22 protein-coding genes are annotated in these 25,800 nt (G+C 76.4%); 8 read left to right on the forward strand and 14 right to left on the reverse strand.

Annotation, left to right across the window (positions count from 1 at the left end; all coding sequences use genetic code 11):
* Positions 1–23 precede the first annotated feature (23 nt).
* From AB2L28_RS08260 to AB2L28_RS08305, 10 genes are all read right to left on the reverse strand, one after another.
* Positions 24–860: an ABC transporter ATP-binding protein gene (locus AB2L28_RS08260; RefSeq protein ID WP_370718263.1), complete on the reverse strand. Its 837-nt coding sequence runs from the start codon at positions 858–860 to the stop codon at positions 24–26.
* On the reverse strand, positions 857–1,906 hold the full coding sequence (locus AB2L28_RS08265) for a FecCD family ABC transporter permease (RefSeq protein WP_370718390.1): 1,050 nt from the start codon (positions 1,904–1,906) through the stop codon (positions 857–859). The genes AB2L28_RS08260 and AB2L28_RS08265 overlap by 4 nt, the downstream gene beginning before the upstream one ends.
* 5 nt (positions 1,907–1,911) lie before the next feature.
* Complete coding sequence (locus AB2L28_RS08270) at positions 1,912–2,955, reverse strand: FecCD family ABC transporter permease (RefSeq protein WP_370718391.1); 1,044 nt, start codon at positions 2,953–2,955, stop codon at positions 1,912–1,914.
* A 7-nt stretch (positions 2,956–2,962) separates the two neighbouring features.
* Positions 2,963–4,000, reverse strand: coding sequence for an iron-siderophore ABC transporter substrate-binding protein (locus AB2L28_RS08275; protein WP_370718264.1), 1,038 nt, complete (start codon positions 3,998–4,000; stop codon positions 2,963–2,965).
* 123 nt (positions 4,001–4,123) lie between these two features.
* Positions 4,124–6,046, reverse strand: coding sequence for a heavy metal translocating P-type ATPase (locus AB2L28_RS08280; protein WP_370718265.1), 1,923 nt, complete (start codon positions 6,044–6,046; stop codon positions 4,124–4,126).
* A 92-nt stretch (positions 6,047–6,138) separates the two neighbouring features.
* Positions 6,139–6,570, reverse strand: a complete 432-nt coding sequence (locus tag AB2L28_RS08285; RefSeq protein WP_370718266.1) for an ArsR/SmtB family transcription factor — start codon at positions 6,568–6,570, stop codon at positions 6,139–6,141.
* 114 nt (positions 6,571–6,684) lie between these two features.
* Positions 6,685–12,309, reverse strand: a complete 5,625-nt coding sequence (locus AB2L28_RS08290; RefSeq protein WP_370718267.1) for a diguanylate cyclase — start codon at positions 12,307–12,309, stop codon at positions 6,685–6,687.
* Positions 12,310–12,431: 122 nt separating this feature from the next.
* Positions 12,432–13,457, reverse strand: coding sequence for a ribosome small subunit-dependent GTPase A (rsgA, locus tag AB2L28_RS08295; RefSeq protein WP_370718268.1), 1,026 nt, complete (start codon positions 13,455–13,457; stop codon positions 12,432–12,434).
* Positions 13,458–13,477: 20 nt separating this feature from the next.
* Positions 13,478–14,830: a 3-phosphoshikimate 1-carboxyvinyltransferase gene (gene aroA, locus AB2L28_RS08300; protein ID WP_370718269.1), complete on the reverse strand. Its 1,353-nt coding sequence runs from the start codon at positions 14,828–14,830 to the stop codon at positions 13,478–13,480.
* Positions 14,831–14,920: 90 nt separating this feature from the next.
* A complete protein-coding gene (locus AB2L28_RS08305) occupies positions 14,921–15,451 on the reverse strand; it encodes a DoxX family membrane protein (protein WP_370718270.1) in 531 nt (176 codons plus the stop codon).
* 86 nt (positions 15,452–15,537) lie between these two features.
* On the opposite strand from AB2L28_RS08305, the gene AB2L28_RS08310 reads away from it, so the two are divergent.
* The 3 genes from AB2L28_RS08310 (at position 15,538) to rsrA (ending at position 17,568) form a co-directional block, all read left to right on the forward strand.
* The gene (locus AB2L28_RS08310) at positions 15,538–16,353 is read left to right on the forward strand and encodes an SOS response-associated peptidase (protein ID WP_370718271.1); all 816 of its coding nucleotides are present in this window, start codon (positions 15,538–15,540) and stop codon (positions 16,351–16,353) included.
* Between the two features lie 94 nt (positions 16,354–16,447).
* Complete coding sequence (locus AB2L28_RS08315) at positions 16,448–17,266, forward strand: sigma-70 family RNA polymerase sigma factor (RefSeq protein ID WP_370718272.1); 819 nt, start codon at positions 16,448–16,450, stop codon at positions 17,264–17,266.
* On the forward strand, positions 17,263–17,568 hold the full coding sequence (gene rsrA / locus AB2L28_RS08320) for a mycothiol system anti-sigma-R factor (RefSeq protein WP_370718273.1): 306 nt from the start codon (positions 17,263–17,265) through the stop codon (positions 17,566–17,568). Before AB2L28_RS08315 ends, rsrA begins: the two co-directional genes overlap by 4 nt.
* Positions 17,569–17,631: 63 nt before the next feature.
* On the opposite strand, the gene AB2L28_RS08325 is transcribed toward rsrA, so the two are convergent.
* Positions 17,632–17,706, reverse strand: coding sequence for a 50S ribosomal protein bL37 (locus AB2L28_RS08325; protein ID WP_099052597.1), 75 nt, complete (start codon positions 17,704–17,706; stop codon positions 17,632–17,634).
* Between the two features lie 122 nt (positions 17,707–17,828).
* Here AB2L28_RS08325 and AB2L28_RS08330 point away from each other — a divergent pair, with 122 nt between their 5' ends.
* Positions 17,829–18,962, forward strand: coding sequence for a type IV pilus twitching motility protein PilT (locus AB2L28_RS08330; protein WP_442490332.1), 1,134 nt, complete (start codon positions 17,829–17,831; stop codon positions 18,960–18,962).
* A gap of 40 nt (positions 18,963–19,002) precedes the next feature.
* On the opposite strand, the gene AB2L28_RS08335 is transcribed toward AB2L28_RS08330, so the two are convergent.
* Together AB2L28_RS08335 and AB2L28_RS08340 are read right to left on the reverse strand one after the other, a co-directional pair.
* A complete protein-coding gene (locus tag AB2L28_RS08335) occupies positions 19,003–19,707 on the reverse strand; it encodes a maleylpyruvate isomerase family mycothiol-dependent enzyme (RefSeq protein ID WP_370718274.1) in 705 nt (234 codons plus the stop codon).
* On the reverse strand, positions 19,704–19,841 hold the full coding sequence (locus AB2L28_RS08340) for a hypothetical protein (RefSeq protein WP_370718275.1): 138 nt from the start codon (positions 19,839–19,841) through the stop codon (positions 19,704–19,706). The genes AB2L28_RS08335 and AB2L28_RS08340 overlap by 4 nt, the downstream gene beginning before the upstream one ends.
* 101 nt (positions 19,842–19,942) lie before the next feature.
* Between AB2L28_RS08340 and AB2L28_RS08345 the strand changes: the two genes are divergently transcribed.
* Both AB2L28_RS08345 and AB2L28_RS08350 read left to right on the forward strand, forming a co-directional pair.
* On the forward strand, positions 19,943–20,947 hold the full coding sequence (locus tag AB2L28_RS08345; RefSeq protein WP_370718277.1) for a GlxA family transcriptional regulator: 1,005 nt from the start codon (positions 19,943–19,945) through the stop codon (positions 20,945–20,947).
* Positions 20,944–21,804 carry a YhjD/YihY/BrkB family envelope integrity protein gene (locus AB2L28_RS08350; RefSeq protein WP_370718278.1) on the forward strand — a complete coding sequence of 287 codons (861 nt, stop codon included), beginning with the start codon at positions 20,944–20,946 and terminating at the stop codon, positions 21,802–21,804. Before AB2L28_RS08345 ends, AB2L28_RS08350 begins: the two co-directional genes overlap by 4 nt.
* 6 nt (positions 21,805–21,810) lie before the next feature.
* On the opposite strand, the gene AB2L28_RS08355 is transcribed toward AB2L28_RS08350, so the two are convergent.
* Complete coding sequence (locus AB2L28_RS08355) at positions 21,811–23,943, reverse strand: methyl-accepting chemotaxis protein (RefSeq protein WP_370718279.1); 2,133 nt, start codon at positions 23,941–23,943, stop codon at positions 21,811–21,813.
* Positions 23,944–24,057: 114 nt separating this feature from the next.
* Between AB2L28_RS08355 and AB2L28_RS08360 the strand changes: the two genes are divergently transcribed.
* Entirely contained in the window at positions 24,058–24,843 is a 786-nt protein-coding gene (locus AB2L28_RS08360; RefSeq protein WP_370718280.1) for an MOSC domain-containing protein, read from the forward strand.
* Positions 24,836–25,798, forward strand: coding sequence for a PDR/VanB family oxidoreductase (locus tag AB2L28_RS08365; RefSeq protein ID WP_370718281.1), 963 nt, complete (start codon positions 24,836–24,838; stop codon positions 25,796–25,798). Before AB2L28_RS08360 ends, AB2L28_RS08365 begins: the two co-directional genes overlap by 8 nt.
* Positions 25,799–25,800: the final 2 nt, after the last annotated feature.

Genomic DNA, 25,800 nt, shown 5'->3' on the forward strand with positions numbered 1-25,800 from the left:
CGACCGGCGCCGTCCCGCGCCCCTCACGGGCTCGACGTCGTCGACCGCGAGGGAGTCCTCGGCGCGCAGTGGTGGCGCCCCACGGGCAGCACCATCGGGCGGCCCGAGACGGGGTCCGGCACGACCTGGCTGGCCATCCCGAACACCTCCCGCACCGTCTGGGCGGTGAGGACGTCGGCCGGGTCCCCGGCGGCGTGCAACCGTCCGGAGCGGACCGCGACGAGGTGGTCGGCGTAGCGCGCGGCGAGGTTCAGGTCGTGCAGGACCATGGCGATCGTCGTGCCGCGGTCGCGGTTGAGGTCGGTGAGCAGGTCCAGCACCTCGACCTGGTGGCACACGTCGAGGTAGGTCGTGGGTTCGTCCAGCAGCAGCACGTCGGTCTGCTGGGCCAGGGCCATGGCGATCCACACCCGCTGGCGCTGACCCCCGGACAGCTCGTCGACGGAGCGGTCGGCCAGCGGCAGGGTGTCGGTGACCCGCAGCGCCTCGGCGACGGCGGCGTCGTCGCGGGGCGAGGAGCGGGCGAACACCTTCTGGTGCGGGTTGCGCCCGCGGGCGACCAGGTCGGCGACGGCGATGCCCTCGGGGGCCACGGGTGACTGGGGCAGCAGTCCCAGGGTGCGGGCGATCTCCCGGGTGGGGGTGGAGTGCACGCTCCTGCCGTCCAGCACGATGCGGCCCGACCGGGCCGGGAGCAGGCGCGCCATCGCGCGCAGCAGGGTCGACTTGCCGCAGGCGTTGGCCCCCACGATGCAGGTGATCCGCCCGGGGGGCAGCGCCAGGTCGAGGTCCTGCACGACCGTCCGGTCCCCGTAGCCGAGGGTGACGCCCTCGACGAGGAGGGTGTGGTCCTTGGTCACAGCGAACCTCCGGCGCGGTTGGTGCGGACGAGCAGGTAGATGAGGAACGGCGCCCCGAGCGCGCCGGTGATGACGCCCACCGGGTAGCGGGTGCCGAAGAGGAACTGCCCCGCCAGGTCCGCGGCGAGGGTGAGCAGGGCTCCGGTGAGCATCGAGGGGACCAGCAGCGACCCGCCGGGGCCGACGACCCGGGCCGCGATCGGACCGGACAGGAAGGCGACGAAGGCGATGGGCCCGGTGGCGGCGGTGGCGAAGGCCACGAGCACGACCGCCACCACGACCGCGACCACGCGGGTGCGTTCGACCCGGACGCCCAGCGCGGCCGCGGAGTCGTCCCCGTGCTGCAGCAGGTCCAGACCGCGGGCCTGGCCCAGGAGCAGCGGCGCGGCCACCAGCAGGGCCAGGGCCAGGGGCAGGGCGGCGTCCCAGTCGGCCGAGTTCAGGCTGCCGGTGAGCCAGCGGGTGGCGGTGGCCAGGTCGTAGGAGGCCGCTCCGGCCAGCACGTAGGAGATGACGCTGTCCAGCATCGCGGCGACGCCGATGCCGATGAGGATGAGCCGGCTGCCGGCCACCCCGTGCCGGTAGGCCAGCCCGTACACGGCCAGTGCCGTCACCAGCGCGCCGGCGACGGCCAGCACGGAGACCTGGGCCGGGGACCACCCCAGGACGACGAGGCCGACGACCGCCGCCGCGCTGGCCCCGGAGCTGATGCCGATGACGTCGGGGGCGGCCAGCGGGTTGCGCAGCATGGTCTGGAAGGTGATCCCCGCCAGCCCGAACGCCGCGCCGGCCAGCACCCCCAGGACGGTGCGCGGCAGGCGCAGCACCCCGACGGTGAACGAGGCCCCGGGGACCCGCTCCCCGAGCACGACCCGCAGGACCTCGCCCGGGCCGTAGAACGTCTGGCCCACCATGAGGGCGGTGAACGCGAGCGCCACGACGCCGGCGCCGAGGAGCAGCGTCGTCCGGCGGCGCCGGCGCGCTCGCGAGCGCCGTCCGGCGGCGACGGCCTCGGCGTCCTGGACGCCGGCGGCGGGGGAGGACACGGCGGTCACAGGGCACGCACCTTCTGCCGGCGCACGATCCAGATGAAGACGGGGGCGCCCACGACGGCGGTGACGATGCCGACGTCGACCTCCTCCGGGCGGGCCACCAGGCGGCCGATCACGTCGGCCGCGGTCAGCAGGGCCGCACCGGCGAGCACCGAGAACGGCAGCAGCCAGCGGTGGTCGACGCCCACGAGCAGGCGCACGAGGTGGGGGACGGCGAGGCCGACGAAGCCGATGGGCCCGGCGACCGCGGTGGCCGCGGCGCACAGCGAGATGGCCCCGGCCGCGGCGAGCAGCCGGGTGGTCCCGACGCGGACGCCGAGACCGGTCGCGACGTCGTCCCCCAGCGCCAGGGCGTTCAACCCGCGGGCGGTGGCGAAGCACAGCAGCACCCCGACGAGGAGGAAGGGGGCCACCTGTCCGATGCGCCCGGCGTCCGCCCCGCCGACCCCACCGATCTGCCAGTGCCGGAAGGAGTCCATGACCTGCACGCGGGGCAGCAGCACGGCGCTGATGAGCGAGCTGAACGCGGCGGAGGTGGCCGCCCCGGCCAGTGCGAGCTTCAGCGGGGTCGCGCCCCCCCGGCCCGCGGACCCGATCGCGTAGACCAGGGCGGCGGCCAGCGCGGCCCCGGCCAGGGCCAGCCACACGTAGCCGGCGGGGGAGGACAGCCCGAGGAAGGCGATCCCGGTGACGACGGCGAGCGAGGCGCCGGTCGTGACGCCGAGGATGCCGGGGTCGGCCAGCGGGTTGCGGGTCACGCCCTGCATGACCGCCCCGGCCAGCCCCAGGGCGCCCCCGACGGTCATCGCCAGGAACGTCCGCGGCACCCGGCGGTTCACCGCCGCCTGCTCGATCGTCCCGGTCGAGCCGGTGACACCGGAGACGACGTCCCCGAGGGACACCGCCCGCACCCCGAAGGCCACGCTCGCGGCACCGACGAACGCCAGGGCCAGGAGCAGGGCGAGCAACCAGAGGAGCCGCACCGGCACCGGCCGCCGCGAGGGGGCCTCCGGTGCCGGGCGGGGGTGCGGGACGGTGTGCAGCACGAGGTCAGGCGATCTTCGCGACGGCGCCGGCGAGCAGGTCCATGTACTGCTCCAGCGCCCAGGGCGTCGCCAGCGGCGAGGGGTTGGCCGCCGCGGCCAGCGGGGAGGTGGCCCCGAGCAGCGCGAAGGACCCGCGGGCCACGGCGGGGATCTGCGAGAGCAGCGGGTCGGCCTGCAGCGCGGTCAGGAGGGTCTCGTCGCCGTAGGTCACGACGATGTCGACGTCGGCGAAGGAGTCCGCCTGCTCCGAGGACACGGTCGCGTAGAACTCCTCGCTGGCGGCGGTCGCCTCGGCCACGGCCGAGGGGGTGGCGAACCCGATGCTCTCCAGCCAGCCCGCCCGGGGGTCGGTGGTGGTGTAGAAGCCGATGGAGCTGAGGTCCGTGGGGTCGAAGTAGCCGAACATCACGTTCTTGCCGGCGAGGGCGGGCCGGGCCGCCAGGGCCGCCTCGACCTGCCCGTCGATGTCCTCGAGCAGCGCGTCGCCCTGCGAGGCCATGCCGAGGGCCTCGCTGTTCATCGTCGTCATGTCCGGCAGGGACGTGCCCCAGGCCACCTCGGGGAAGGCCACGGTCGGCGCGATCTGGCTGAGCTTGTCGTAGTCCTCCTGCGTGAGGCCGGAGTAGGCGGCCAGGATGACGTCGGGGGTGGTGTCCGAGACGCCCTCGAAGTCGATGGCGTCGGTCTCGTCGAACAGGACGGGGGTCTGGCCCCCGAGCTCGTCGAGCTTGTCCTTGACCCACGGCAGGATCCCGTCGCCGTCGTCGTCCCCGAAGGTCGCCTTGGCCATGCCCACCGGGACGATCCCCAGGGCCAGGGGGACCTCGTGGTTGGCCCACTGCACGGTGGCGACGCGTTCGGGCTTCGCCTCGATCGTCGTCTCGCCGAACGCGTGGGTGATGGTGACGGGGAAGGCCGCGCCGGAGGTGCCCGACGTGCCGTCGGAGCCGGCCGGGGTGGTGGTCTCCTCGGAGGAGCAGGACGACAGACCGAACAGGGCGGCGGCGGTGGAGGTGGTCAGGAACATCCGTCGGGTGTGCACGATCTCTCCTCAGAGTAGGGTAGGCGACCCTTATTGGAGCACACTCTCCACCCTGGTGAGGACCCCCGTCCCGGTGAGCCGGATCGTCCTGCGGCGGCGCACGTCCCGCACGCGACCGGGCCGTCACGCACGCCGGGGGCGCTGCTCCCAGGCGGTGCGGCGCAGCAGCCGCAACCCGTTGAGGGCGACGACGACGGTGGACCCCTCGTGCCCGGCGACCGCCAGGGGCAGCGGCAGGTGCCCGACCAGGTCCCACGTGACGAGGACCACGATGGAGGTGGCGGCGACGACGAGGTTGGCCACGACGACCCGGTGGGCCCGCCGGGACAGGGCCACCAGCCGGGGGACGGCGTCGATCTCGTCGCGCACGACGACCGCGTCGGCCGTGTCCAGGGCCAGGTCCGAGCCGTGCCGGCCCATCGCCACGCCGGTCGCGGCGGTCGCCAGGGCCGGGGCGTCGTTCACCCCGTCTCCGACGAGCAGGACCCGTTCCCCGGCGTCCTGCAGCTCGGTGACGACGCGGGCCTTGTCCTGCGGCAGCAGCCGGGCGTGGACGGCGCTGATCCCGGTCCGGGCGGCCACGTGGCGGGCGGCGGCCTCGTCGTCGCCGGTGAGCAGGTGGACGGGCGCGCGGGTGAGGGCGGCGGCGGCCGCGACGGCGGCGGGGGAGGCCGGGCGCAGCCGGTCCACCAGGGTGATGGTCCCCGCGAGGGTGTCGTCGAGGTGCACGGCCACCACGGTCCCCACGTCCTCGCGCCCCCCGTCCTCGCGCCGGTCGCGGGCCGGGGGCGCGGCGCGTTCGACGCGGACGGCGTGCCCGTCGACCACGGCGAGGACCCCTCGCCCGGGCAGGGACCGGAAGTGCTGGGCGGCGGGGACGTCCAGGCCCCGGTCGCGGGCGGCCCGCAGGACCGCCCGGCCCAGGGGGTGTTCGCTGGCCTGCTCGGCGGCCGCGGCCGCGCGCAGCACCTGGTCCCGGTCCCACGGGCCCGCGGTGGCGACCCGGGTGACCTCGGGGGCGCCCTCGGTGAGGGTGCCGGTCTTGTCGAAGGCGACGAGGCTGGTCCGCGCGACCGCCTCCACGACGGTCGCCGACTTCACCAGGACCCCGTGGCGCCCGGCGTTGGCCATCGCCGACAGCAGGGGGGGCATGGTGGCCAGCACCACCGCGCAGGGCGAGGCGACGATCATGAAGGTGATCGCCCGCAGCAGCGCGTCCTCGAAGGACGTGCCGAGGACGACCGTCGGGACCGCCAGCACGAGCAGCGTCGCCACGACGACGCCGAGGGAGTAGCGCTGCTCGACGCGTTCGACGAACAGCTGCGTGCGGGCCTTGGTCGCGCTGGCCTGCTCGACCATCGCCACGACGCGGGCGATGACGGACCCGCTCGCCTCCCGGTCGACCCGCACCCGCAGTGCGCCGGTGCCGTTGACGGTGCCGGACAGCACCTCCTGGCCGGGCCCGCGGGGTACGGGGACCGACTCGCCGGTGATGGCCTGCTGGTCGACCTCGGAGGTGCCGGCGACGACGGTGCCGTCGGCGCCGACGCGTTCGCCGGGGCGGACCAGGACGAGGTCGCCGACGAGGAGGTCGGCGACGTCGACGGACCGTTCCACGACGCCGTCCGCGGGTCCCTCGCCGGGGTGCAGGCGGGTGGCGCGTTCGGGGGCCAGGTCCAGCAGGGAGGTGACGGAGTCGGCGGTGCGCTGGGTGATGACGGCCTCGATCGCGCCGGAGGTGGCGAAGATGACGATGAGCAGGGCGCCGTCGAGGACCTGGCCGACGGCGACGGCCGCCACGGCGGCCAGGACCATGAGCAGGTCGACGTCGAACGTCTTCTCCCGCAGGGCGAGCACTCCGGCCCGGGCCGGTTCCCACCCGCCGGCGGCGCAGCAGGCCAGGAGGGCCGTCCAGGCGGCCCAGGTCGGGGCCCCGGCCAGCTGCAGCGCACCGCCGAGCAGGAACAGGACCAGCGCGAGAGCGGCCCAGCGGACCTCGGGCAGGTCGGGGGCGGTGCGCCAGATCGACGGTGGGCGGGGCAGCACGCGCCCCCCGTCGCGACCCCCGTCGGGCCCGGAGGGGGTCGGGTCCGGACGGGGGGCCGGCGTGCTCGCGGGTCGGTGCGCGGGCGGGGTTGTCACCGCGCGGCGCCGGGGGCCGGGCGCGTCCCGTCGTCCTCGGTGGCCGCCGCCGTCGAGCGGGCCGCCGCGCCCGGGGGCACACCGGCGCGCTGGTGCGCGGTGCGCGGTTCGAGCGCCTGCTCGGCGTGCGAGACGGCCGCGGCCACCAGGGTGCGGGCGTGGTCGTCGACCAGCCGGTAGAAGACGCGGTTGCCGTCCTGCCGGGTGGTCACCACGCGCCCCCAGCGCAGCTTGCTGAGGTGCTGGGACACGGTGGTGGGGGACTTCCCGACCAGGTCGGCCAGCTGGGTCACCGACGTCTCCCCGGCTCGCAGGGCGAGGACGATGCGGATGCGCGTCGGGTCCGACAGCAGCGAGAACACCTCGGCGGCCACGTCGACGTACTGGCTGTCCACCCCGAGGGAGCACCTCTTCAAACCTTCGTTCATGTGAAGATGTTCAGGTGTGAGGGTTCAGCGGTCAAGCGCGGGCTGCTCGGTCACCTCCCTGAGCCCACCGGCACGGGGCCGCGACTCACCACCGCTCCCGGCGTCACGGCACGGTCAGGGTGCGAGGACGACGACGTCGCGACCGGACGCCTTCGCCCGGTAGAGCGCGGAGTCGGCCCGGGCCAGGACGTCGGACAGCTGCTCACCCTCGCGCAGCACGGCGACCCCGACGCTGACGGTGACGTCGAGCTGCTCCCCGCGCACCTCGACGGGGGTCCGGCGCACGCCCAGGCGCAACCGCTCGGCGACGTCGCGGGCGTCCAGCGTCCCGTGGTCCCCCTCGGCCGGGCTCGTGACGACGAGGGCGAACTCCTCACCGCCGTAGCGACCCAGCACGTCCGTCTCCCGCGTCTCGTGCTGCAGCCGGCGCGCCACGGTCGTCAGCACCTCGTCGCCCGCGGCGTGGCCGTACGTGTCGTTGACGGCCTTGAAGTGGTCGACGTCCACCATGACCACCGCGACGGCCCGGCCCGCAGCGGTGCGCCGGACCCGCTGCTCACCCAGGCGCAGCAGGTGCCCGCGGGTGGCGACCCCCGTCAGGGAGTCGGTGCGGGCCAGGTGCTCGACCTGGGCGAACAACCGCGCGTTCTCCAGCCCGATGGCCGCGGGGGCGGCCAGCGCCTCGGCGACGTGGGAACGGGCGGCCGGGCCCTCGGGCCCGCCGGTGAGGACGAGGGCCTCGGCGACCAGTCCCGTGCGGTCCTTCAACGGCACGACGAGCCACGGCGCGGGCGGCTGCCCCCCGGGCTCGGGCCGGTGGGCGGGCGGTGCGGTCGCCAGGTCGATCAGCCCGGCCAGCCGCGACGGCAGGGTCTGCTCCCCGGTCCCGTCCCCGCTCACCGCGTGCGCGCTCTCCAGCAGCCGTGCGCACTCCGGCTCGCCCTGCCAGTCCCGGCTCCAGGCGACCTCGCGGACGGCGGGGGACGCGGCGTCGGTGACGAGCGCCGGCGGGTCGGCGTCGGGGCCGGGGCGCACGGCCACCGGCACGAGCGCGGCCCGGTGCCCCCCGAGCTCGGTGAGCGCCGAGCGCACCAGCCGGCGCCGCACCGTGGGCAGCTCCAGGCTCCCGGAGACCTCCTCGGTGACGCGGCGGACCGCTTCGGCCAGGTCGCGTTCGCGCTGGGCGCCGTGCACCTCGATCTCCAGCCGCGCGGCGCGCGCCGTCTCCAGCGAGGCCGCGACCTGCCCGGCGATGAGCTGCAGCAGCTCGACGTCCCCGCGCCCGAAGGCCCCCTGGGCCACGGTGCTGACGGCCGACAGGACACCCGTGCGCCGGCCCCGGACCAGCAGGGGGACCGCCACGACGCTGCGCGCCACCTCGTCGGCGCTGTGCGCGCCGCGGGTCGCGGCGCTCGCCGCCGTCTCCAGCGCCCCCCGCACGACGGGCCGCCCGGTGCGGGCCGCGCGGGCCGCGGCGGGGTCGACCGCGCCCCGCCCGGGCAGGTCGGTGCCGGCGCGCGTGCGGCCGGCGAAGACGACGAGCTCGTCCTCGGGGTCCAAGACGGCCAGCACCGCCCGGTCCGCCCCGAGCACCTCGCACGCCTGGTCCAGGGCCAGGCGCACGACGTCCTGGGGGTCCAGGACCTGCGCCGCGTGACCCACGTCGCGCATGGCCGACAGCAGCCGGCGCCGGCGCCCCGGGGCGGGGGTCCAGGGACCACCGGCGCCGGCCCCCGGCCCCGACGGCTGGGTGGGGGCGCGGTCGGCGCGGCCGCGCTGGACGAGCCGGACCCAGCCGTGCTTCTCGGCCAGGGCCGTCGCCATCCACCGCAACCGCTCGGCGTCGGGCTGCGCTCCCGTCTCCTCCAGCGCCTCGGCGCGCAGCACCAGGACGTGGTGGTCGACGAGCGGGGCGTCCAGGCGGGTGGCCCGCACCTCCGCCCGCCGCAGCAGCGCACGGGCCCGCCGCGGTGACCCGAGGCGGTGCAGGGCCGCGGAGCGGACGACGTCGACGTGCGCGGCCTGCACGGCGCTGCCGCGGCGGGCCGTGCGACACCTCGCGCGCCCCAGCGCCCGCAGCGCGTCCCGCAGGTCGCGTTCGCGTTCCTGCGCCCGGGTGGTGTCGCCGGCGTCGACCGCGGCGCGCAGCTGCGCCAGCCGCCCCCGGGTGAGGAGCAGCAGCGTCCAGCGGACCTCGCCCGCCCCGCGCAGGGGGGTGCGGCGGGCGGCGCGCAGGACCTGGCGCGCGACGGCGTCGAAGCGCTCGGACAGGTCGGCCTGCTGCACGAGCCAGTCGGTCGTGGCCAGCAGGAGGTGCCACTCGTGCAGCAGGGCCCGCTCGCCGGGTCCCGAGCCCGCCGCGGCGCCGGACCGGTCCTCGACCTCCCGGCGACGCACCGAGTCCAGCACGTCCCCGGCCTCGCCGGGACGGCCCTTGGCGCTCAGGAGGGCGGCGCGCAGCAGCTCCAGCTCGGCGGGCACCTCGGCGTCCTCCCGGACGCGGCGCACGGCCCGCTCGTGCCAGGCGGTCGCCGCGCCGAGGTGCCCGGCGGCCAGGCGCTCCACGGCCACGGCGAGCGCGCCCGCGACGTGGGCCGGCAGGTCCAGCCACTGACCGTCCTCCTCCAGGACGTCGGCCACCGCCCGCCACGTGCCGCGCCGGCGCAACCGCTGCAGACCGTCGGCCAGGCGCAGCGAGGCGAGGACGACCGGGTCGGTCTCGGTGCGCCCGCGCGGGACGGCCGGGGTCAGCGGGCGCCCGAGGAGGCTGTCGGTGCCGGGCAGCCGGACCGGCAGCAGCGTCAGCCGGCCCGTCGCGACCTGCAGCAGCGCGGCCCGCAGCGTCCAGCGGGCGTCGCGGGCCAGATCGACCCGGCGCGCCCGCAGCGCGTGCCCCCAGGACGCCACCGCCGTCGGTGCGGCGGCCAGCGGCCGGCCCCGCTGCAGGTCCGCGGCGGCGGCCTCGCGCAGCAGCACCGCGCGGGCGCCCTCGAGCGTGGCCTGCTCGACCTCGCGGACCGAGTCCAACCGGTGGCGGCTGTCGTGCCGGTGGGCGCGGCGCAGCACGGTGGCCAGCAGCACCACCAGCGAGGTCAGGGCGAACGCGAGCCGCGCCGCCGGGCCGACCGGGCGCGGGGCGCCGAGCGCGGCCAGCCCCTCGGCGGCCGCCGCGGCCGCGCGAGCGGGGCCGGCCGCGGCGCGTTCGTGCCGGTGGACGGTGGCGACCTCGCCGAGGACGACGGCCCGGTCCAGCGGGTCGGTCGCGCCGGCCCGCAGCTCCTCCAGGTGCGCCCGGGCCTCGAGGTGGCGGCCCTGGCGGGCCAGGCAGGACGCCAGCAGGCGCCGCAGGCGGGGGTCCAGGTCCAGACCCGCGCTCGTGGCCGCCTGCACGGCCCGGGTGAGCAGGGCGACCGCCGTCTCGGGGGCCGAGCGCCGCGCCGCCTCGACACCGGCGGCCGCGCAGGCGGCCACCACGTCCGCGGGGGCCACGGCGTCCCCGGCGCGCAGGTGCTGCTGGGCGCAGGCGAAGAGGGCGTCCCGCTCGACCGACCCCGCCGCCGTCGCGACCCCTGAGCCGGTCCCCGTCCCCGGACCCGCCCCGGCGCCGGTGTCGGCGCGCAGGACCCGCGCCAGGCGCGCGTGCAGGGCCCGCCGCTCGACCTCCTCGACGCCCTCCAGGACCGCGTCCACGACCTGCTGGTGCCAGAACTCGTGCCGCCCGTGCGGCAGCGGGCGCAGCAACCGGGCCGCCACCCCCGCGGCCAGCCCGGCGTGCACGCCGTCGGCGTCCAGCCGCGGCGCCGCCGCCCGCAGGACGAGGTCGTCGGGGACCGACCGTCCGCAGGCCGCCGCCAGCCGCAGCACGTGCCGGTGCCCCGGCGGCAGCTCGTCGACGCGCCGCAGCAGCGCGCTGAGCAGCCGCGGGGCGACCGGTACCGCCTCCAGGGCGGCGTGCTCCAGGCGCCAGTGGCCCCAGTCCGGCAGGAGGCCGCCCTCGTCGAGCAGCGTCGTCAGCAGGGCCAGGAGGGCCCCGGGGTTGCCGGCCGCCCGGGAGACCAGCGCGCTGGCGACGGAGTCGGTGACGACCGCGCCCGGCAACCGCCGGCGCACCACCGCGCGGGCCGCGGCGTCCGACAGCGGGGGCACGTCCAGCACCAGGGCGCGGGCGGTGTCGAAACCGGGGATCCCCTCGAGGTCGTCGTCCCCGGAGCGCACCCGGTCGACGAGGACCACCAGCAGCGGCAGGTCGGAGCACTCACCGGCCACCCAGCGCAGCACCGCCAGCGTCGAGGCGTCGGCGTGCTCGGTGTCGTCGAGGACGACCAGGAGCGGGCCGGTGCGCGCGGCGTGCTGCAGCAGCTCCTCGGCCAGGGCCTGCGGCCGGGGCTCGTCCTCGGTGGCCTCGGGGCCCACGTCCGCGCTCGAGAGGCCGGCGACCGCCATCGCCCGGCGCAGCGCGCTGAGCGGGGAGCTGGGCGAGGTGGTGGTGTCGAGCACGACGGCCGCACCGCCCTGGGTGAGCGCCCGGCGGCGCAGGCGGTCGACCAGGACCGAGCGACCGGAGCCGGCGGCCCCGCGCACGAGGACGAGGCCGCCGGAACCGGCCCGGGCGTTGTCCCAGGCGGCCTCCAGCAGCCCGCTCTGCCGGCCGCGTTCGAGCAGCGGCCCGTCGATCGGGCTGGTCCAGCCGCGCCGGCCCAGGGCGACGTCGGGCGTGGTGGCGGCCGCGATCCGGGCCAGCTCGTCGGCGACCGCGGCGGCGTCGTCGGGCCGGTCCTGCGGGTCCCGGGCGAGCAGCCGGCGCAGCAGCGTCCCCAGCGGCCGCGGGACGTCGGGGCCCAGGCGGTCCAGGTCCAGGGGTCGCAGCCGCGCGAGGCGCCGGCGCACCTGCACCGCGTCCGACCCCTCGACGGGGGTGCGGCCGGTGAGGCACTCCAGCAGCACCGCCCCCACCGAGTACAGGTCCGAGCGGTGGTCGACGGGGCTGCGCACCACGCCGGCCTGCTCCGGGGAGCGGTACAGCAGGGCCCCGGCCCCGGCGTCGGAGCCGTCGGCGGTGCCGGTGGCACCGTCGGCGCGGGGGTCGTGGCGGCGTTCGGGACCGTCGGGGCGGGCGGTCGGGGGTGCGGGGGACCCGCCGGTGTCCAGGTGGGCGACGCCGAGGTCGACGAGGACGGCCCGGCCGGTGCGGGTCACCAGGACGTTGGCCGGTTTCACGTCCCGGTGGACCAGCCCCGCCGCGTGCAGGGCGTGCAGCGCGTCGCACACGTCGACGAGCAGGCGCAGGGTCGTCGGCACCGACAGCAGGCCCGAGGGCAGGTCGGCCGGGTCGCCGCCGGTCCCGGCGGCGGTCAGGGGCGGTGAGTGCAGCAGGTCCGCCAGCGACGTGCCGTCGTGGGCGTCCATGACCATGGCCAGGCGGCCACCGACCTCGGTCACCGCGTGCACCCGGGTCAGGCCGGGGTGGTGGACGCTGGCCAGGAGGGCCGCCTCGCGGCGCAGGGTGCGGTCGGCGTCGCCGCCCTGGTCCCCGCGGACCCGGCCCGGGCCGGTCCCCGGTCGTTGCCGCTTGACCGCGTACTCCCGGTCACCGCGGACGGCGAGGTGGACCACCGACCCCGCTCCCCGGCCCAGCTCGCGCAGGACGGTCCACGGCGGTTCCGGGGCCTGGAGCGCGGCGGGGGAGGGCGGCGTCGTCGGGCCGGGCACGGCCGGTGGGGCGGCGGGGGGACCCGGCACCGTCGACCCGCGACCGCGGGGCCAGGTGGAGCTCACATCCCCCATGAAGAGCCGTTCCCCCGTCGCCGACCGGTCGATGGTCACCCTAGGGCATCACCTGTGGACGGCCAGTGCACGGTGGATCACGCTGTCAGGGGGTCGTCCCGCGTGCTGCGCCGAGCGGCCAGCAGCCGCCGGAAGGACTGCAACCGGGCCGGGCCCGCCGCACCGGCCCGCCCCTGCTCCACCCAGGCGTCCAGGGCGCAGTCCGGTTCGTCGTGCGTGCACCCGCGGGGGCACCCGTCCTCACCGGGCAGCAGGTCGGGGAAGGCCCGCAGGACCGATTCCGGCGCGACGTGGGCCAGGCCGAAGGAACGGACGCCGGGGGTGTCGACCACCCAGCCGCCGCCGGGCAGGGCCAGGGCCGCCATCGACGTCGACGTGTGCCGACCGCGGCCGGTCACGGCGTTGACGTGCCCCGTCGCGCGCGCGGCGTCCGGCACCAGCGCGTTGACGAGGGTCGACTTGCCCACCCCCGAGTGCCCGACGAGGACGCTGACGCGGCCGGCCAGGCGCTCGCGCACGGCCTCCAGCCCGGCCAGGCCGTCCGCGCCGCGGGAGGTGACGACCGCCTCCAGCCCCAGCGGGGCCCACGTGTCCAGCACCTCCGAGGCCGGGCGCAGGTCCCCCTTGGTCAGGCACAGCAACGGCGTCATCCCGGCGTCGTAGGCCGCGACGAGGCACCGGTCGACCAGGCGCGAGCGCGGTGCGGGGTCGGCCACGGCCGTCACGACGACGAGCTGGTCGGCGTTCGCGACGACGACGCGCTCGATCGGGTCGGTGTCGTCGGCCGAGCGGCGCAGCGAGGTCCGGCGCTCGTCGATGCGGACGATGCGCGCCAGGGTGTCGGTGGCGCCCGTGACGTCCCCGACGAGCCCGACGCGGTCACCCACGACGACGCCCTGGCGGCCCAGCTCGCGGGCGCGCATGGCCGTGACGGGCCGCGCGTGCGCGCCGCCCTCGCCGACCAGGACCGTGGACCGGCCCCGGTCGACGGCCACGACGAACCCGGGGACCGCGTCGGCGTGCGCCGGGCGGTCCTTCGTGCGGGGCCGGGACCCGCGGCGGTTGGGCCGGATCCGGACGTCGTCCTCGTCGAACCGGCCCACGGGGCCGCGCTGGCGCGGGCTCAGGCGCCGACCCCCGCGAGCATCGCGGCCCACATCCCGGGGAAGTCGGGCAGCGTCTTGCCGGTCGTGCCGATGTCCTCGACGAGGACGCCCTCCACGGCCAGGCCGAGCACGGCCCCGGCCGTGGCCATCCGGTGGTCGGCGTAGCTGCGGAACACCCCGCCGTGCAGCGTCGCCGGGTGCACCAGCAGACCGTCGGCGGTCTCCTCGGCGCGCCCGCCGAGCGCGTTGACCTCGGTGACCAGCGCCGCGAGCCGGTCGGTCTCGTGCCCGCGCAGGTGGGCGATCCCGCGCAGCCGGGTCGGGGAGCTGGCCAGGGCCGCCAGCGCGGTGATGACGGGGGTCAGCTCCCCGGCCTCGTGCAGGTCCAGGTCGACCCCGTACAGCTCGCCCGTGCCCTCCACGAGCAGCCCGTCCCGGTCGAGGGTGACCTCGGCACCCATCTGGTCCAGGACGTCGCGCAGCACGTCACCGGCCTGCGTCGTCGCCTGCGGCCACCCCGGGACGCGCACGCGGCCACCGGCCGCGGCGGCCGCGGCCAGGAAGGGGCCGGCGTTGGACAGGTCCGGTTCGACCTGGACGTCGAGGGCGCCGATCTCGCCGGCCTCGACGGACCAGCGACCCGGGGTGTCGTCGTCCACGACGACACCGGCGTCGCGCAGCACCTCCACCGTCATCCGGATGTGCGGCAGGCTCGGGATCGGCGGACCGTCGTGGACGACCTCCAGCCCCTCGCGCGTGCGGGCGCCGACGAGCAGCAGGGCCGAGACGAACTGGCTGGACGCGGAGGCGTCGATGCGGACGGTGCCGCCGCGCAACCCCTCCCGCGGCCCGTGGACGGTGAAGGGCAGCAGCCCCCGGCCGCCGTCCTCGACCTGCGCGCCGAGCTGGCGGACGGCGTCGACGACGGCCCCCATCGGGCGCTCGCGGGCCCGCTCGTCGCCGTCGAACTCCACGGGGGAGGGGGCCAGGGCCGCCACCGGCGGCAGGAACCGCATGACGGTGCCCGCCAGGCCGCACTCGACGCGGGTGCCGCCGGTCACCGGACCGGGGCGCACGACCCAGTCGTGCTCGCCCACGCGGTCACCGCGCGAGCCGCTCTCGCAGACGTCGGCCCCCAGCCCGCGCAGCCCCTCGGCCATGAGGGTGGTGTCCCGCGAGACGAGCGGGTCGCGCAGGATCGAGGGGCGGTCGGCCAGGGCGGCGACGACGAGGTAGCGGTTCGTCAGCGACTTCGAGCCCGGCACCGGGACGACGGCGTCGAGGGGACCGGCCGCCGTGGGGGCCGCCCACAGCTGGTCGTCCCCGGTGGCCGGGCTCGAGGGTCTGCTGGACGGATCGTTCGATGTCACGGGGGCATCCTCGCAGCCGCCCCCGACACGCGGCGAGCCGCGCGCCGGGGACCCGGGCCCACCGGGGCGCGGCCGGCCGCGGTGGTGACCTCAGCCGATCTTGGCCGCCGCGAGCTGGACGTCCTTCTTGCCCAGCTCCGCGGCGTGGACGGCCTCGCGCGCGGCCAGGCGGGCCATGCGCTGCGCGTCCCGCCCGGCGCGCTTGCCGCGCCACAGGGCGCCGGGCCTGCCCGCGGTGTCGGCCGCGGCCAGCAGCGCGGCGCCGAGGAGGCCGACGTCGACGAGGAAGTCGTGCAGCACCTCCTTGCGCACGCCGGGGTCCTTCTCGGACCAGAACGGGTGGTTGACGTAGGGGGTGGGCGCCGCCGTCACCGCGAGCACGGTGGCCGCCATCCGCGGCGCCTTGCCGAGGGCGAACAGCACGCCCGCCCCGGCCATCGCGGCGCCGTTGAGGCGGACGAGCAGGACCGGGTCGTCGGGCAGCCGCAACGGGCCGGCCGCGCGGTGCACGAGCGGTTCGGCCGAGGGGGCGAGGTCACCGGCGTGCCGGAGCTGGTCGATGCCGTTCTTGATGAAGATCGCCGCGAGCATCGGGCGGGCCAGTCGTCGCACCACAGTCATGGGAGTTGCCTACCGCAAAGCCGTGATCACCGCGAACGCGGGCGCGTGCCCGGACCGGTGTCGGAGGTGGGTGCCACAGTGCTCCCATGTGCGGTCGCTACGCCCTCCGGAGAGACGTCCACGACCTCCTCGAGGAGTTCGAGGTCGACGAGGACGCGCTCGAGGGGTCCGGCGCGGGCGTGACGAGGTCCACGAACGTCGCCCCCACGACGACCCCGCCGGTCGTCCTGGAGCGGTTCCGCAAGGACGACCCCGAGGCCCCGCCGGTGCGCTCGCTGCGGGCGCTGCGCTGGGGGCTGGTACCCAGCTGGTCCAAGGACGCCTCGGGCGCGGCGCGGATGGTCAACGCGCGCGCCGAGACGCTGCTGGACAAGCCGGCGTTCGCCAGGGCCGCGCTCGCGCGGCGCTGCCTCGTGCCGGTCGACGCCTGGTACGAGTGGCAGACGAGCGGGACGGCGACCGAGGGCGGCAAGCCCCGCAAGCAGCCCTTCGCGGTCGCGGCGGCCGACTCCTCGGTGCTGTCGCTGGCCGGGGTCTACGAGTTCTGGAAGGACCCGGCCAAGGCCGACGACGACCCCTCGCGCTGGCTCGTCTCCTTCGCCGTCGTCACCACGGCCGCCGAGGCGGGCCTGGACCGCCTGCACGAGCGGATGCCCCTCGTCGTCCCGCGCGACCTGCGCGACGCCTGGCTGGACCCCTCCCTCGACGACGGCGACGACGTGCGGTCGCTGCTGGGGGCCGTCCCGCGCGACCTCTTCCTCGGCGGGACGCTGCAGGCGCACCCGGTCTCGCGCGCGGTGGGGAACGTGCGCAACACCGGTGAGGACCTCCTCGACCCCGTCCCGCTCGAGGAGCTCGAGGGGGTCGTGGACCTGCGCACGGGCGAGCTCCTGGGGGCCTGACGGCGACGAGGCCGTGACGTGACCGGGGTCTGACCGGGGCCGGGACGGTCGCCGCGCCCGGAATGGGGGTACCGGTCGCGGCGTTGCGCAGGACATGCCGTTCGCCCCAGCCCTCGAACCAGCCCGCGAGTCCGCGCGCCGGGTCGAGCCGCGCACCCCCTCGAAGGGTTCGCTCGGCCCGCCCGGCCGGGGGCCCGGCCGGGGCCCCGCCCGACGGGGCCCGCGCGGGGGCGGGGCCCGCGCGCAGGGCCTAGGCTCGAGCACGATGACCGAACAGACCGCACAGGTCGCCCCCGAGGACCCGGCCCAGCTCCTGGCGCAGGAGACGGCCGACGAGCGCGCTGCGCGCTTCGAGCGCGACGCCCTGCCGTTCCTGGACCAGCTGTACTCCGCGGCCCTGCGCATGACCCGCAACCCGGCCGACGCCGAGGACCTCGTCCAGGACGCCTTCGCCAAGGCGTACGGCGCGTTCCACCAGTTCACCCCGGGGACGAACCTCAAGGCGTGGCTGTACCGGATCCTGACGAACACGTACATCAACACGTACCGCAAGAAGCAGCGCGAACCGCAGCAGTCGCACTCGGACGAGATCGAGGACTGGCAGCTGGCGCGGGCGGAGTCGCACTCCTCCCGGGGTCTGCGCTCGGCCGAGACCGAGGCGCTGGACCACCTGCCGGACTCGGACGTGAAGCGGGCCCTGCAGCAGGTGCCGGAGGACTTCCGCCTCGCGGTCTACCTCGCCGACGTGGAGGGGTTCGCGTACAAGGAGATCGCCGACATCATGGGCACGCCGATCGGGACGGTGATGTCCCGGCTGCACCGGGGCCGTCGTCAGCTGCGCGAGCTGCTGCGCGACTACGCCGTCGACCGGGGCGTCTCGGGGGCCGTGGCCACGCAGGGGGGGACGTCGTGAGCACCGCGGGGAGCACGCCGTCGAACCCCGGCGCGGACGCCGTCCGGTTGTCGCACTGCCACGAGGTCCTCGACCGCGCGTTCGAGTACCTCGACGGCGAGATGCCGGACCTGGACTGCGAGAAGCTGCGCGCCCACCTCGAGGAGTGCGCGAGCTGCCTGGCGCAGCTGGCCGAGGACGAGAAGCTCAAGCAGGTCATCCGGGACGGGTGCCCCTGCGAGGAGGCCCCGCAGACCCTGCGGGCGCGCATCATCGTCTCGATCACCGAGGTGAGCGCGGTCACGAGCACGACCCCGCGCTGAACCGCACGCACGAGGGCCCCGGATCCGCCTGGATCCGGGGCCCTCGTCGTCTGGTGCGCGCGCTCAGGCGTTGGGGCGCTTGCCGTGGTTCGCGGCGTTGCCCTTGCGCGAGCGGCGCTTGCGGCCTCGCTTGCTCATGGCGGTCCTCCTCGTCGTGCGCTCTTCCGGAAGTGGTGCAGTCCTGCTCCGCCGTCCATGGTCCCACGGGGTGAGGAGTGCTCAAGGTCGGGCCGGTGCGTCCCGATGCCGCAACGGTGACGATCACGCAGGGGACCGAGGAGCCACGGGGCGCCGCGCACGCCGCCGCGCCCGTCGAACCGCTCATCACGCCGTACCTGCGCGCGCTGGTGGACCTGCGCGGGTCGGACCTGCACTGCAAGGCGGGCTCCCCGCCCCGCATCCGGATCGACGGGCGGCTGCGTTCCCTGCAGGCGCCCCCGCTCACCGCCGACGTCACCGAGCGGATGCTCGAGCAGATCCTGCGCCCCGACCTCGTCGAGGAGTTCGCCCGCACGAACGAGGCCGACTTCGCCCACAGCCTCCCGCACGGCGCCGGTCGCTTCCGCGTCAACGCCTTCCGCCAGCGCGGGTCCGTCGGCCTGGTGCTGCGCCGCGTCGCCGCCCAGGCCGTCCCGCTGTCCGGTCTCGGCGTCCCGCCCGTCATCGAGCAGCTCGCCCTGGAGCACCGCGGGCTGCTGCTCGTCACGGGGCCGACGGGATCGGGCAAGACGACGACCCTGGCCGGGATGATCGACCACATCAACACGGTCCGCGAGAGCCACATCGTGACCATCGAGGACCCCATCGAGGTCCTGCACACCGACAACCGGTCCATGATCAGCCAGCGCGAGGTGCGGCTGGACACCGCCGACTTCACCACAGCGCTGCGCGCGGCGATGCGTCAGGACCCCGACGTCATCCTCGTCGGGGAGATGCGCGACCAGGAGACGGTCAAGGCGGCCCTGTCGGCGGCCGAGACCGGCCACTTCGTCATGTCCACCCTGCACACCATCGACGCGGCCGAGACGATCTCGCGCATCATCGACTTCTTCCCCCCGCACGAGCAGAAGCAGGTCCGGCTCGCCCTCGCCGGGTCGCTGCGCGGCATCGTGTGCCAGCGGCTCGTCCCGCGCGCGGACGGCGCCGGCCGCTGCGTCGTCATGGAGATCTGCGTCAACACCGGGCGCGTCGCCGACGCCATCTCGGACCCGGACAAGACCCACCTCATCACCGACCTCGTCAAGGAGGGCCAGTACTACGCGATGCAGACGTTCGACCAGCACCTCGTCGCGCTGGTCCGCGACGGCGTCGTGACCCTGGAGGACGCCCAGGGCGCCGCGTCGAGCCCGCACGACCTCGCGGTCGAGCTGCGGCGGCTGGGGATCCTCGCCTGAGACGGGGCGAGGTGAGGTGAGGTGAGGGGCCGGGCACCGCTCACGGCGTGAGCGCGGCCGCCAGGACCTGCGCCGCGCGCCCGCGGTCGCCCGCGACGACCAGGGCGGTGCCCGTGCTCGTCGTGCGGCCCCACAGCAGCCGCAGGAGCTCGGTGTCGGGGCCGGCCACGGTCGCGACGACGGGGCCCGTGCCCAGCCGCCACCGGCGCGACCCCAGGAGTTCCACGCCGACCTCGACCGCCGCGGTCCGGCCCAGCCGGACCTGGCGGGGCAGCAGCGTGTCGAGCACCTCCTCGACGGCGTCGGCGACGCGGTCGGCCGGGCCGGTGCGCGGCGCACCCGCGGCGTCGGCCAGGTCCCACGTGTGCACGAGCGTCTCGTGGGCCTGCCGCCGGTACCAGTCACCGGCGCGCCCGGCCCCGGCGAGGGTGGTGCACGGCCGGTCGGGGTCCTCGTCGAGCGCGGCGAGCAGCGCGCGGGCAGCGGCCGCGTAGGCCGCGGCCGGGTCGTCGGCCGGGGAGGGGTCCTCGTCCGGGGGGACCGGGGCACCCGGTGCGGTGCGGCTGAGCGCGGCCGCCCACCGGTGCACGCCGGTGAGGTGGGCGACGACGTCGCGGACCGTCCAGCCCGGGCACCCGGGGACGCCCGCGTCCGGCGGGGCCGTCCGGGTCAGGGCGAGGAACGCCGCCTGCTGCGCGACGAGGGCGTCGCGGTGCGCCCCGGGCGCGACGACGGGACCGGTCACGGGTGGGGCCGGGGGACGGGGCCGTCCTGCGACCACTCGCGCGAGGTCCGGGTGTCGGCACCGAAGCGGGGTGCGGCCAGGGCCAGCACCACGAGCACGATCAGCACCACGAGGGCGGTGAGGTCACTGGGCACGCGCCCAGCCTCGTCCGGCGGCACCGGCCGGACGAGTGGCAGCTCTGCCGATGTTCGGCCAGATCCTGCCAAGGTCGCCGGGCGCTGGCACACTGCTCGGCATGGCGACCCGCGGTGACCTGCACGACGTGGCGGTGGTCGTCGACGAGGGGTTCTCGGCGTTCGAGTTCTCCGTCGCCTGCGAGGTGTTCGGCATCGACCGCACCGAGGACGGCGTGCCCCCCTTCCGGTTCGCGGTGTGCACGCAGGAGGCGGGCCCGGTCGCCTCGCGGCAGGGTTTCAGCCTGACCGCCGACCACCGGCTCGACCGGCTGGACGAGGCCGACCTCGTCGTCGTCACCCCCACCAAGCGGGGTTTCGGCCCGCCCGCGCCCGAACTCGTCGAGCGGCTGCACGCGGCCGTCGAGCGGGGCGCGACGGTCGCCAGCTTCTGCAGCGGGTCCTTCACCCTGGCCCACGCCGGTCTGCTCGACGGCCGCCGCGCCACGACGCACTACCTCTACGCCGCCGAGCTGGCGCGCCGCTTCCCCCTCGTCGAGGTCGTCCCCGACGTGCTCTACGTCGAGGACGGGCCGGTCGCCTCCAGCGCGGGCACGTCCGCGGGCATCGACCTGTCCCTGCACCTGGTCCGCGAGCACCACGGGAGCGCCGTCGCCACGGCCATCGCACGGCGCATGGTCGTGCCCCCGCACCGCGACGGCGGGCAGGCCCAGTACGTCGAGGCGCCCGTGCGTCCCTGCGCGGACGAGTCGCTGTCCGCGGCGCTGGACTGGGCCGCGGGGCACCTGCACACCGAGATCGACGTCGCGGCGTGGGCACGGGCGGCGGCGATGTCCCCGCGCACGTTCGCCCGCCGGTTCCGCGCCGAGACGGGCGTCACCCCGCACCGCTGGCTGCTGGAGCGCCGCGTCGCGGCGGCCCGGTTGCTGCTGGAGGAGGGCGACCAGAGCGTCGACGACGTGGCCCGCCGCTGCGGTTTCGGCTCGGCCGCCACGCTGCGCCAGCACTTCCTGCGGCTCGTGGGGACGACGCCCACCGCCTACCGGCGGACCTACCGGGGGGCGCGGTCACCGGCTGCGGTGCGGCTGCTGCCGGCCGGCGCATGAGGTTCCTGCGCCGCCTGTTCGCCGACGTCCACACCCGCCTGCAGGGCCACGACCTGTTCCTCGTCTCGGCGGGGGTGACGTTCTACGCCGCGATCGCGCTGGTGCCCTCGCTCGTCGTCGTCGTGCGGCTGCTGGCCGCGGTGATCGGTCCCGAGCAGGTGCTGCGGCTGGCCGACGCCGTCGGCAGCGCGCTGCCGAGCGCGCAGGGGGCCGGTGACGTCGTGCGCGAGCTGGCCGCGACCGCGGTCGACGTCGGGTGGCTCGCGGTCGTCGTCGCGCTGGTCCCCGCCACCGTGTACGGGGAGGGGTTGCGCCGGGGTTTCGCGCGCATCAGCGTCCGGCACCCCGAACCCGCGCCCCCGGCCGTGCGCGGACGGGTCGGGGCCTGGGTCGTGCGGGCGCGGGCGCTGCCGCTGCTGCTGCTCGCGCCGGTGGGTTTCCTCGCCGTCCTGGAGGTCGCGCCGTTCCTGGTGCGCCTGTTCGGTTCCGGCACGTTCGGCAGTTCCGCCCTCGCCGTCTACGTGGCCCTCAACGTCGACTGGCTCGTCGTCTCGCCCGTCCTCGTCTACGTCTACAAGGTGCTCGGGCCGGTGCGGACCGGGTGGTGGGCGGCGTTGTGGGGCGCCTACTCCACCGGGGCGTTCGTGTCGGGGTTCCTCCAGGGCTTCGTGCTGTTCCTGGCGATCCCCGTCGACCTCGGCGCCCCCTTCGGCGGTTTCACCCAGGTCGGGGGAGCCGTCGCGGTCTGCCTGTGGCTGTGGGTCTTCACGGCGCTGACGGTGTACGGGTACGCGGTGACGCTGGAGCTGCAGCGCCACCGCGACCGCGGCCGCGACCGCCGGCCCAGCCGGGTGTGAGCGGCCTCAGCGCAGCGTGAACTGCTTCACCTGGTCGTCGAGGGACCCGGCGACGGCGGCGAGCTCGCTCACCGACCCCCGCACCGCGCGGACCTCCTCGGTGGTGCCCTGCACCGCACCCGCGGTGCCCGCCAGGGCCGAGGCGATGCCGGAGGAGCGGTCGGCGGCGGTGTGCAGGGTCCCGCTGACCGACGTCGTCGTGGCGAGCTGCTCGGCCACGGCCGCCGCGATCGTCGTCTGCAGCTCGTCGATGTGGGCGATCGTCTCGGTGATCCGGGCGATGTCCGAGCGCACCGCGGCGGCCTCGGACTGGACCGCCGTCAGGGTGGGGGCGATCTCCTCGGTCGCCTGCGCGGTCTGCCGGGCCAGTTCCTTGACCTCCTCGGCGACGACGGCGAACCCGGCGCCGGCCTCGCCGGCGCGGGCGGCCTCGATGGTCGCGTTGAGCGCCAGCAGGTTCGTCTGCGCGGCGATCGCCGTGATGGTCCGCAGGACGTCGGCGATCTGCTGGGAGCTGTCGCCGAGACGTTCGACGGTGCCCGTCGCGGCCTCGGCGAGCTGGACCGCGTCGGCGGCGACGACGGTGACGTTGCTGGCGGTCGCGGAGACCTCGTCGGCCGCGGCACGCAGCTGCTCCACGGCCGCCGACACCTCGTGCACCCCGTTGGAGACCGTCGTGGCGTCCCCGGTGACCTGGTCGATCTCGGCGGCGGTGGAGCCCGCGGCGCCCGCGAGGCGGTCGCTGGCGCCGTCGAGGGACCCCGCGGCCCGCGTGACGCGGGCCGCGCCGTCGCTCACGGCCGCCAGGGCCTCGCGCACGGCGTGCGTGGCCGCGTCCAGGGCGCAGCCCATGGTGCCGATCTCGTCGTCGCCGTGGCGTTCGCCCTCGGCCAGGGTGGTCGCCGACAGGTCGCGGGCCGCGACGCGGCGCAGGACGGCGGTGAGGCGGCCGATGCGGCGCACGAGGGTCCGGGCCAGCAGCCCGATGACGACGGCCATGAGCACCGCGATGGCGAGGCCGAGCAGCGCGGTGTGCCGGACCAGGGCCGCACCGCCCCCGGTGACCCGGTCGGTGACGGCGGCGGTGTCGGCGTCGGGCAGCCAGCTCGTGACGACCCAGTTGTAGGCGGGGTAGCGTGAGACGCCGACGGTGTAGCTGCCGGAGGGGAGCCGGACGGCCGTCGTCGTGGAACCGTCGGCGGGCAGCGCCTTCGCCGCGGCGAGGATGTCCTCGACGTAGGGCCTGCCGTCGGCGTCGGTGGCGTCGATCATCGGCTGCCCGTCCTGGCCGCCGTCGGGGGCCACGACCGCGGTCCCGGCGCTCGCGGCCGCGTCGGAGAACACCGCGAAGAACCCGTCGCTGCCCAGGACGGAGGAGGACAGGGCCGTGCGCAGCGGGGCGGTGACGTCGGCCTGCGGCAGCCCGACGAACACGGCGCCGACGACCTCGTCCCCCACCTTCAGGGGTTCGTAGACGGTCACGTAGGGCTTGTCCACGACGGTGGCGGTGCCGTGGTACGTCTGGCCCGCCAGCAGCGAGGCGACGACGGCGTTCTTGCTGCCGTCCGCGCCCGTGGCGGGGATGTAGGTCCCGATGGCCCGGGAGCCGCTCGCACCCACGACGGTCGTGGCGACGCGCAGCATGTCCCCGTCGTCGTTCATCTTCTGGAAGACGGTGACGGCGGCTCCGGTCAGGCGCGCGGACTCGTCGATGGCCGGGACGAGTGCCGCGGGGTCGGCCTGCTGGCCGAGCCAGGTGCCGCCGAACTCCAGCCGCGGCAGCGTGAGCGTGCGCTGGTCCTTGGTGGTCTGGTTCGTCGCCGTCCACGTCGCCGTCTGCGCGGGGTTCACCGCGGCCGGCCCGAACCCGGTCAGCCGGTCGGTGGTCACCCGCAGGTCGGAGTCCAGCCAGCTCTGCACGGCCGCGGCCTGCGTCGTGACGGTGGCCTGCACCTGGGCCCCGGTGTCGCGCAGGGAGCGCTCGGACATGGCCTGCACGTCACCGGCGGTGTCGTGGGACAGGTCGTGGACCTGCAGGGCGGACAGACCGCTCATGAGAGCGGCGGTGACGACCACGGCACCCACGCCGGGAACCAGCAGCTGGGACCGCAGCGAGCGGGGACGCAGGGAGAAGGCCATGGTCACTCGATCGGCCGACGACCGCCGGAACTCAAGCAGGACGCGCCGGGCTCGTCCCGCGGCCGCCCGGTCGGCTCCTCCCGCGCGCCGACGCCCCGCCCGTAGGCTGCCGTCGTGACCGCGCACGTCGAGGGCCTGTTCGTCTTCCCCGTCAAGGGGATGACGGCGCAGCCGTTGGACCGCGTCACGCTCACCGCCGGCCGCGGCGTCCCGCACGACCGGACGATCGCGCTGGCCCGTCCCGGCGGGCGGTACGAACCGGGGATGCGGCACGGGGTCTCCAAGCACGAGTTCTTCGTCCTCGTCGCCGAGGAGCGGCTCGCCGCCCTCACGACGCACCTGGACCCGGCGACGGGGGTGTTCACCGTGGACGTGCGCGGGCACCGCGTCCTGGAGGCCGACCTCGGCACCGACGACGGGCTCGCGCGGCTGCGCGCGTTCTACGCCCGCGTCCTGGACCTGCCGCCCGGCACCGAACCCGTCGTGGCCCGCGATCCCGGCCGCCGGTTCACCGACACCGCCCACGCCTCGGACGAGGCGATGGAGCTGGTCTCCGTCCTCAACCTCGCCTCGGTGCGCGACGTCGAGCAGCGCACGGGGGACCCGCTCGATCCGGGCCGGTTCCGCGCCAACGTCCACCTCGACGGCCTGCCGGCGTGGAGCGAGCTGGACCTGGTGGGGCGGGAGTTCTCCCTCGGCGGGGTGCGCGTGCGCGGCGCGCGGCCCACCGTCCGCTGCGCCGCGACGGAGGTGGACCCGGCCACCGGCCGGCGCGACCTGCCGGTGCCGCAGCTGCTCTCGCGCACCTACGGGCACGACGTCATGGGGTTCTACGTCGAGGTCGTCGGTGGTGGCGAGCTCGCGGTGGGGGACCCCGTGCGGGAGGACGTCCGTGCCTGACGCGCGGCCCGACGTGCAGCCCGACCCGATGCGCCTCGTCGTCGCCGAGAGGTCCGACCTCACCCCGGCCGTGGCCCGCTTCGTGCTGCGCGACCCCGACGGTGCGCCGCTGCCGGGCTACCGCGGCGGGGCGCACGTCACCGTCACGACGCCCTCGGGAGAGCGGCGCAGCTACAGCCTCGTCGAACCCGGCGGGCGCCGGCCGGTCGAGTACGTCGTCTGCGTGCGCCGCGACCCCGGTGGCCGGGGCGGGTCGGTCAGCCTGCACGACGACGTCCGCCCGGGCGACACGCTCGAGGTCACCTGGCCGTCGAACGGGTTCGGGCTCAAGCGCGCGAAGCGCTACCTGTTCATCGCCGGGGGCATCGGCATCACACCGGTCCGGGCGCTCGTCGCCGAGGCGCGGGCCCGCGGCGGTGCGGACGTCCGGCTCCTCTACCTCACCCGCGACCGCGAGGACACCGTGTTCCTCGACGAGTTCTCGGGCGTCGACGGCACGCTCCTGCACCACAGCGCCGAGCACGGCCGCCTCGACCTGTGGCCGTTCCTGGCGGACCCCGACGACGACGCGCGGGTCTACTGCTGCGGGCCCACCGCCCTCGTCGAGGAGGTCCTCGCCCTCACCGCGCACTGGCGGCCCAGCCGCGTCCACGTCGAGGACTTCGCCGGGGTCGACCCCCTCGGCGGCCGGCGCACGCCGTTCACCGTGGTCTGGGCGCCCACGGGCGCGCGGGTGGAGGTCCCGGCCGACCGCACGGCGCTCGACGCCCTGGAGGGGGCGGGGATCGCCGTCGACGCCTCGTGCCGCTCGGGCACGTGCGGCACCTGCCGGCTGCGGTTGCTGGCCGGCGCGGCCGACCACCGCGACCTCGTCCTGACCGCCGAGCAGCGCGCGGACCACGTCATGCCCTGCGTCTCGCGCGCGCTCGACGACGAGCTGGTGCTCGGACCCTAGCC

The sequence above is a fragment of the Kineococcus mangrovi genome (assembly GCF_041320705.1).
Taxonomy (GTDB): Bacteria; Actinomycetota; Actinomycetes; order Actinomycetales; family Kineococcaceae; genus Kineococcus; species Kineococcus mangrovi.

What these genes read in the sequence shown, in the direction of transcription:
- AB2L28_RS08285 (WP_370718266.1), bottom strand. Translation starts at nt 6,570, where the DNA reads ATGAACGAAGGTTTGAAGAGGTGCTCCCTCGGGGTGGACAGCCAGTAC.
- AB2L28_RS08305 (WP_370718270.1), bottom strand. Translation starts at nt 15,451, where the DNA reads ATGACTGTGGTGCGACGACTGGCCCGCCCGATGCTCGCGGCGATCTTC.
- AB2L28_RS08310 (WP_370718271.1), top strand. Translation starts at nt 15,538, where the DNA reads ATGTGCGGTCGCTACGCCCTCCGGAGAGACGTCCACGACCTCCTCGAG.
- AB2L28_RS08315 (WP_370718272.1), top strand. Translation starts at nt 16,448, where the DNA reads ATGCCGTTCGCCCCAGCCCTCGAACCAGCCCGCGAGTCCGCGCGCCGG.
- AB2L28_RS08345 (WP_370718277.1), top strand. Translation starts at nt 19,943, where the DNA reads ATGGCGACCCGCGGTGACCTGCACGACGTGGCGGTGGTCGTCGACGAG.
- AB2L28_RS08350 (WP_370718278.1), top strand. Translation starts at nt 20,944, where the DNA reads ATGAGGTTCCTGCGCCGCCTGTTCGCCGACGTCCACACCCGCCTGCAG.
- AB2L28_RS08355 (WP_370718279.1), bottom strand. Translation starts at nt 23,943, where the DNA reads ATGGCCTTCTCCCTGCGTCCCCGCTCGCTGCGGTCCCAGCTGCTGGTT.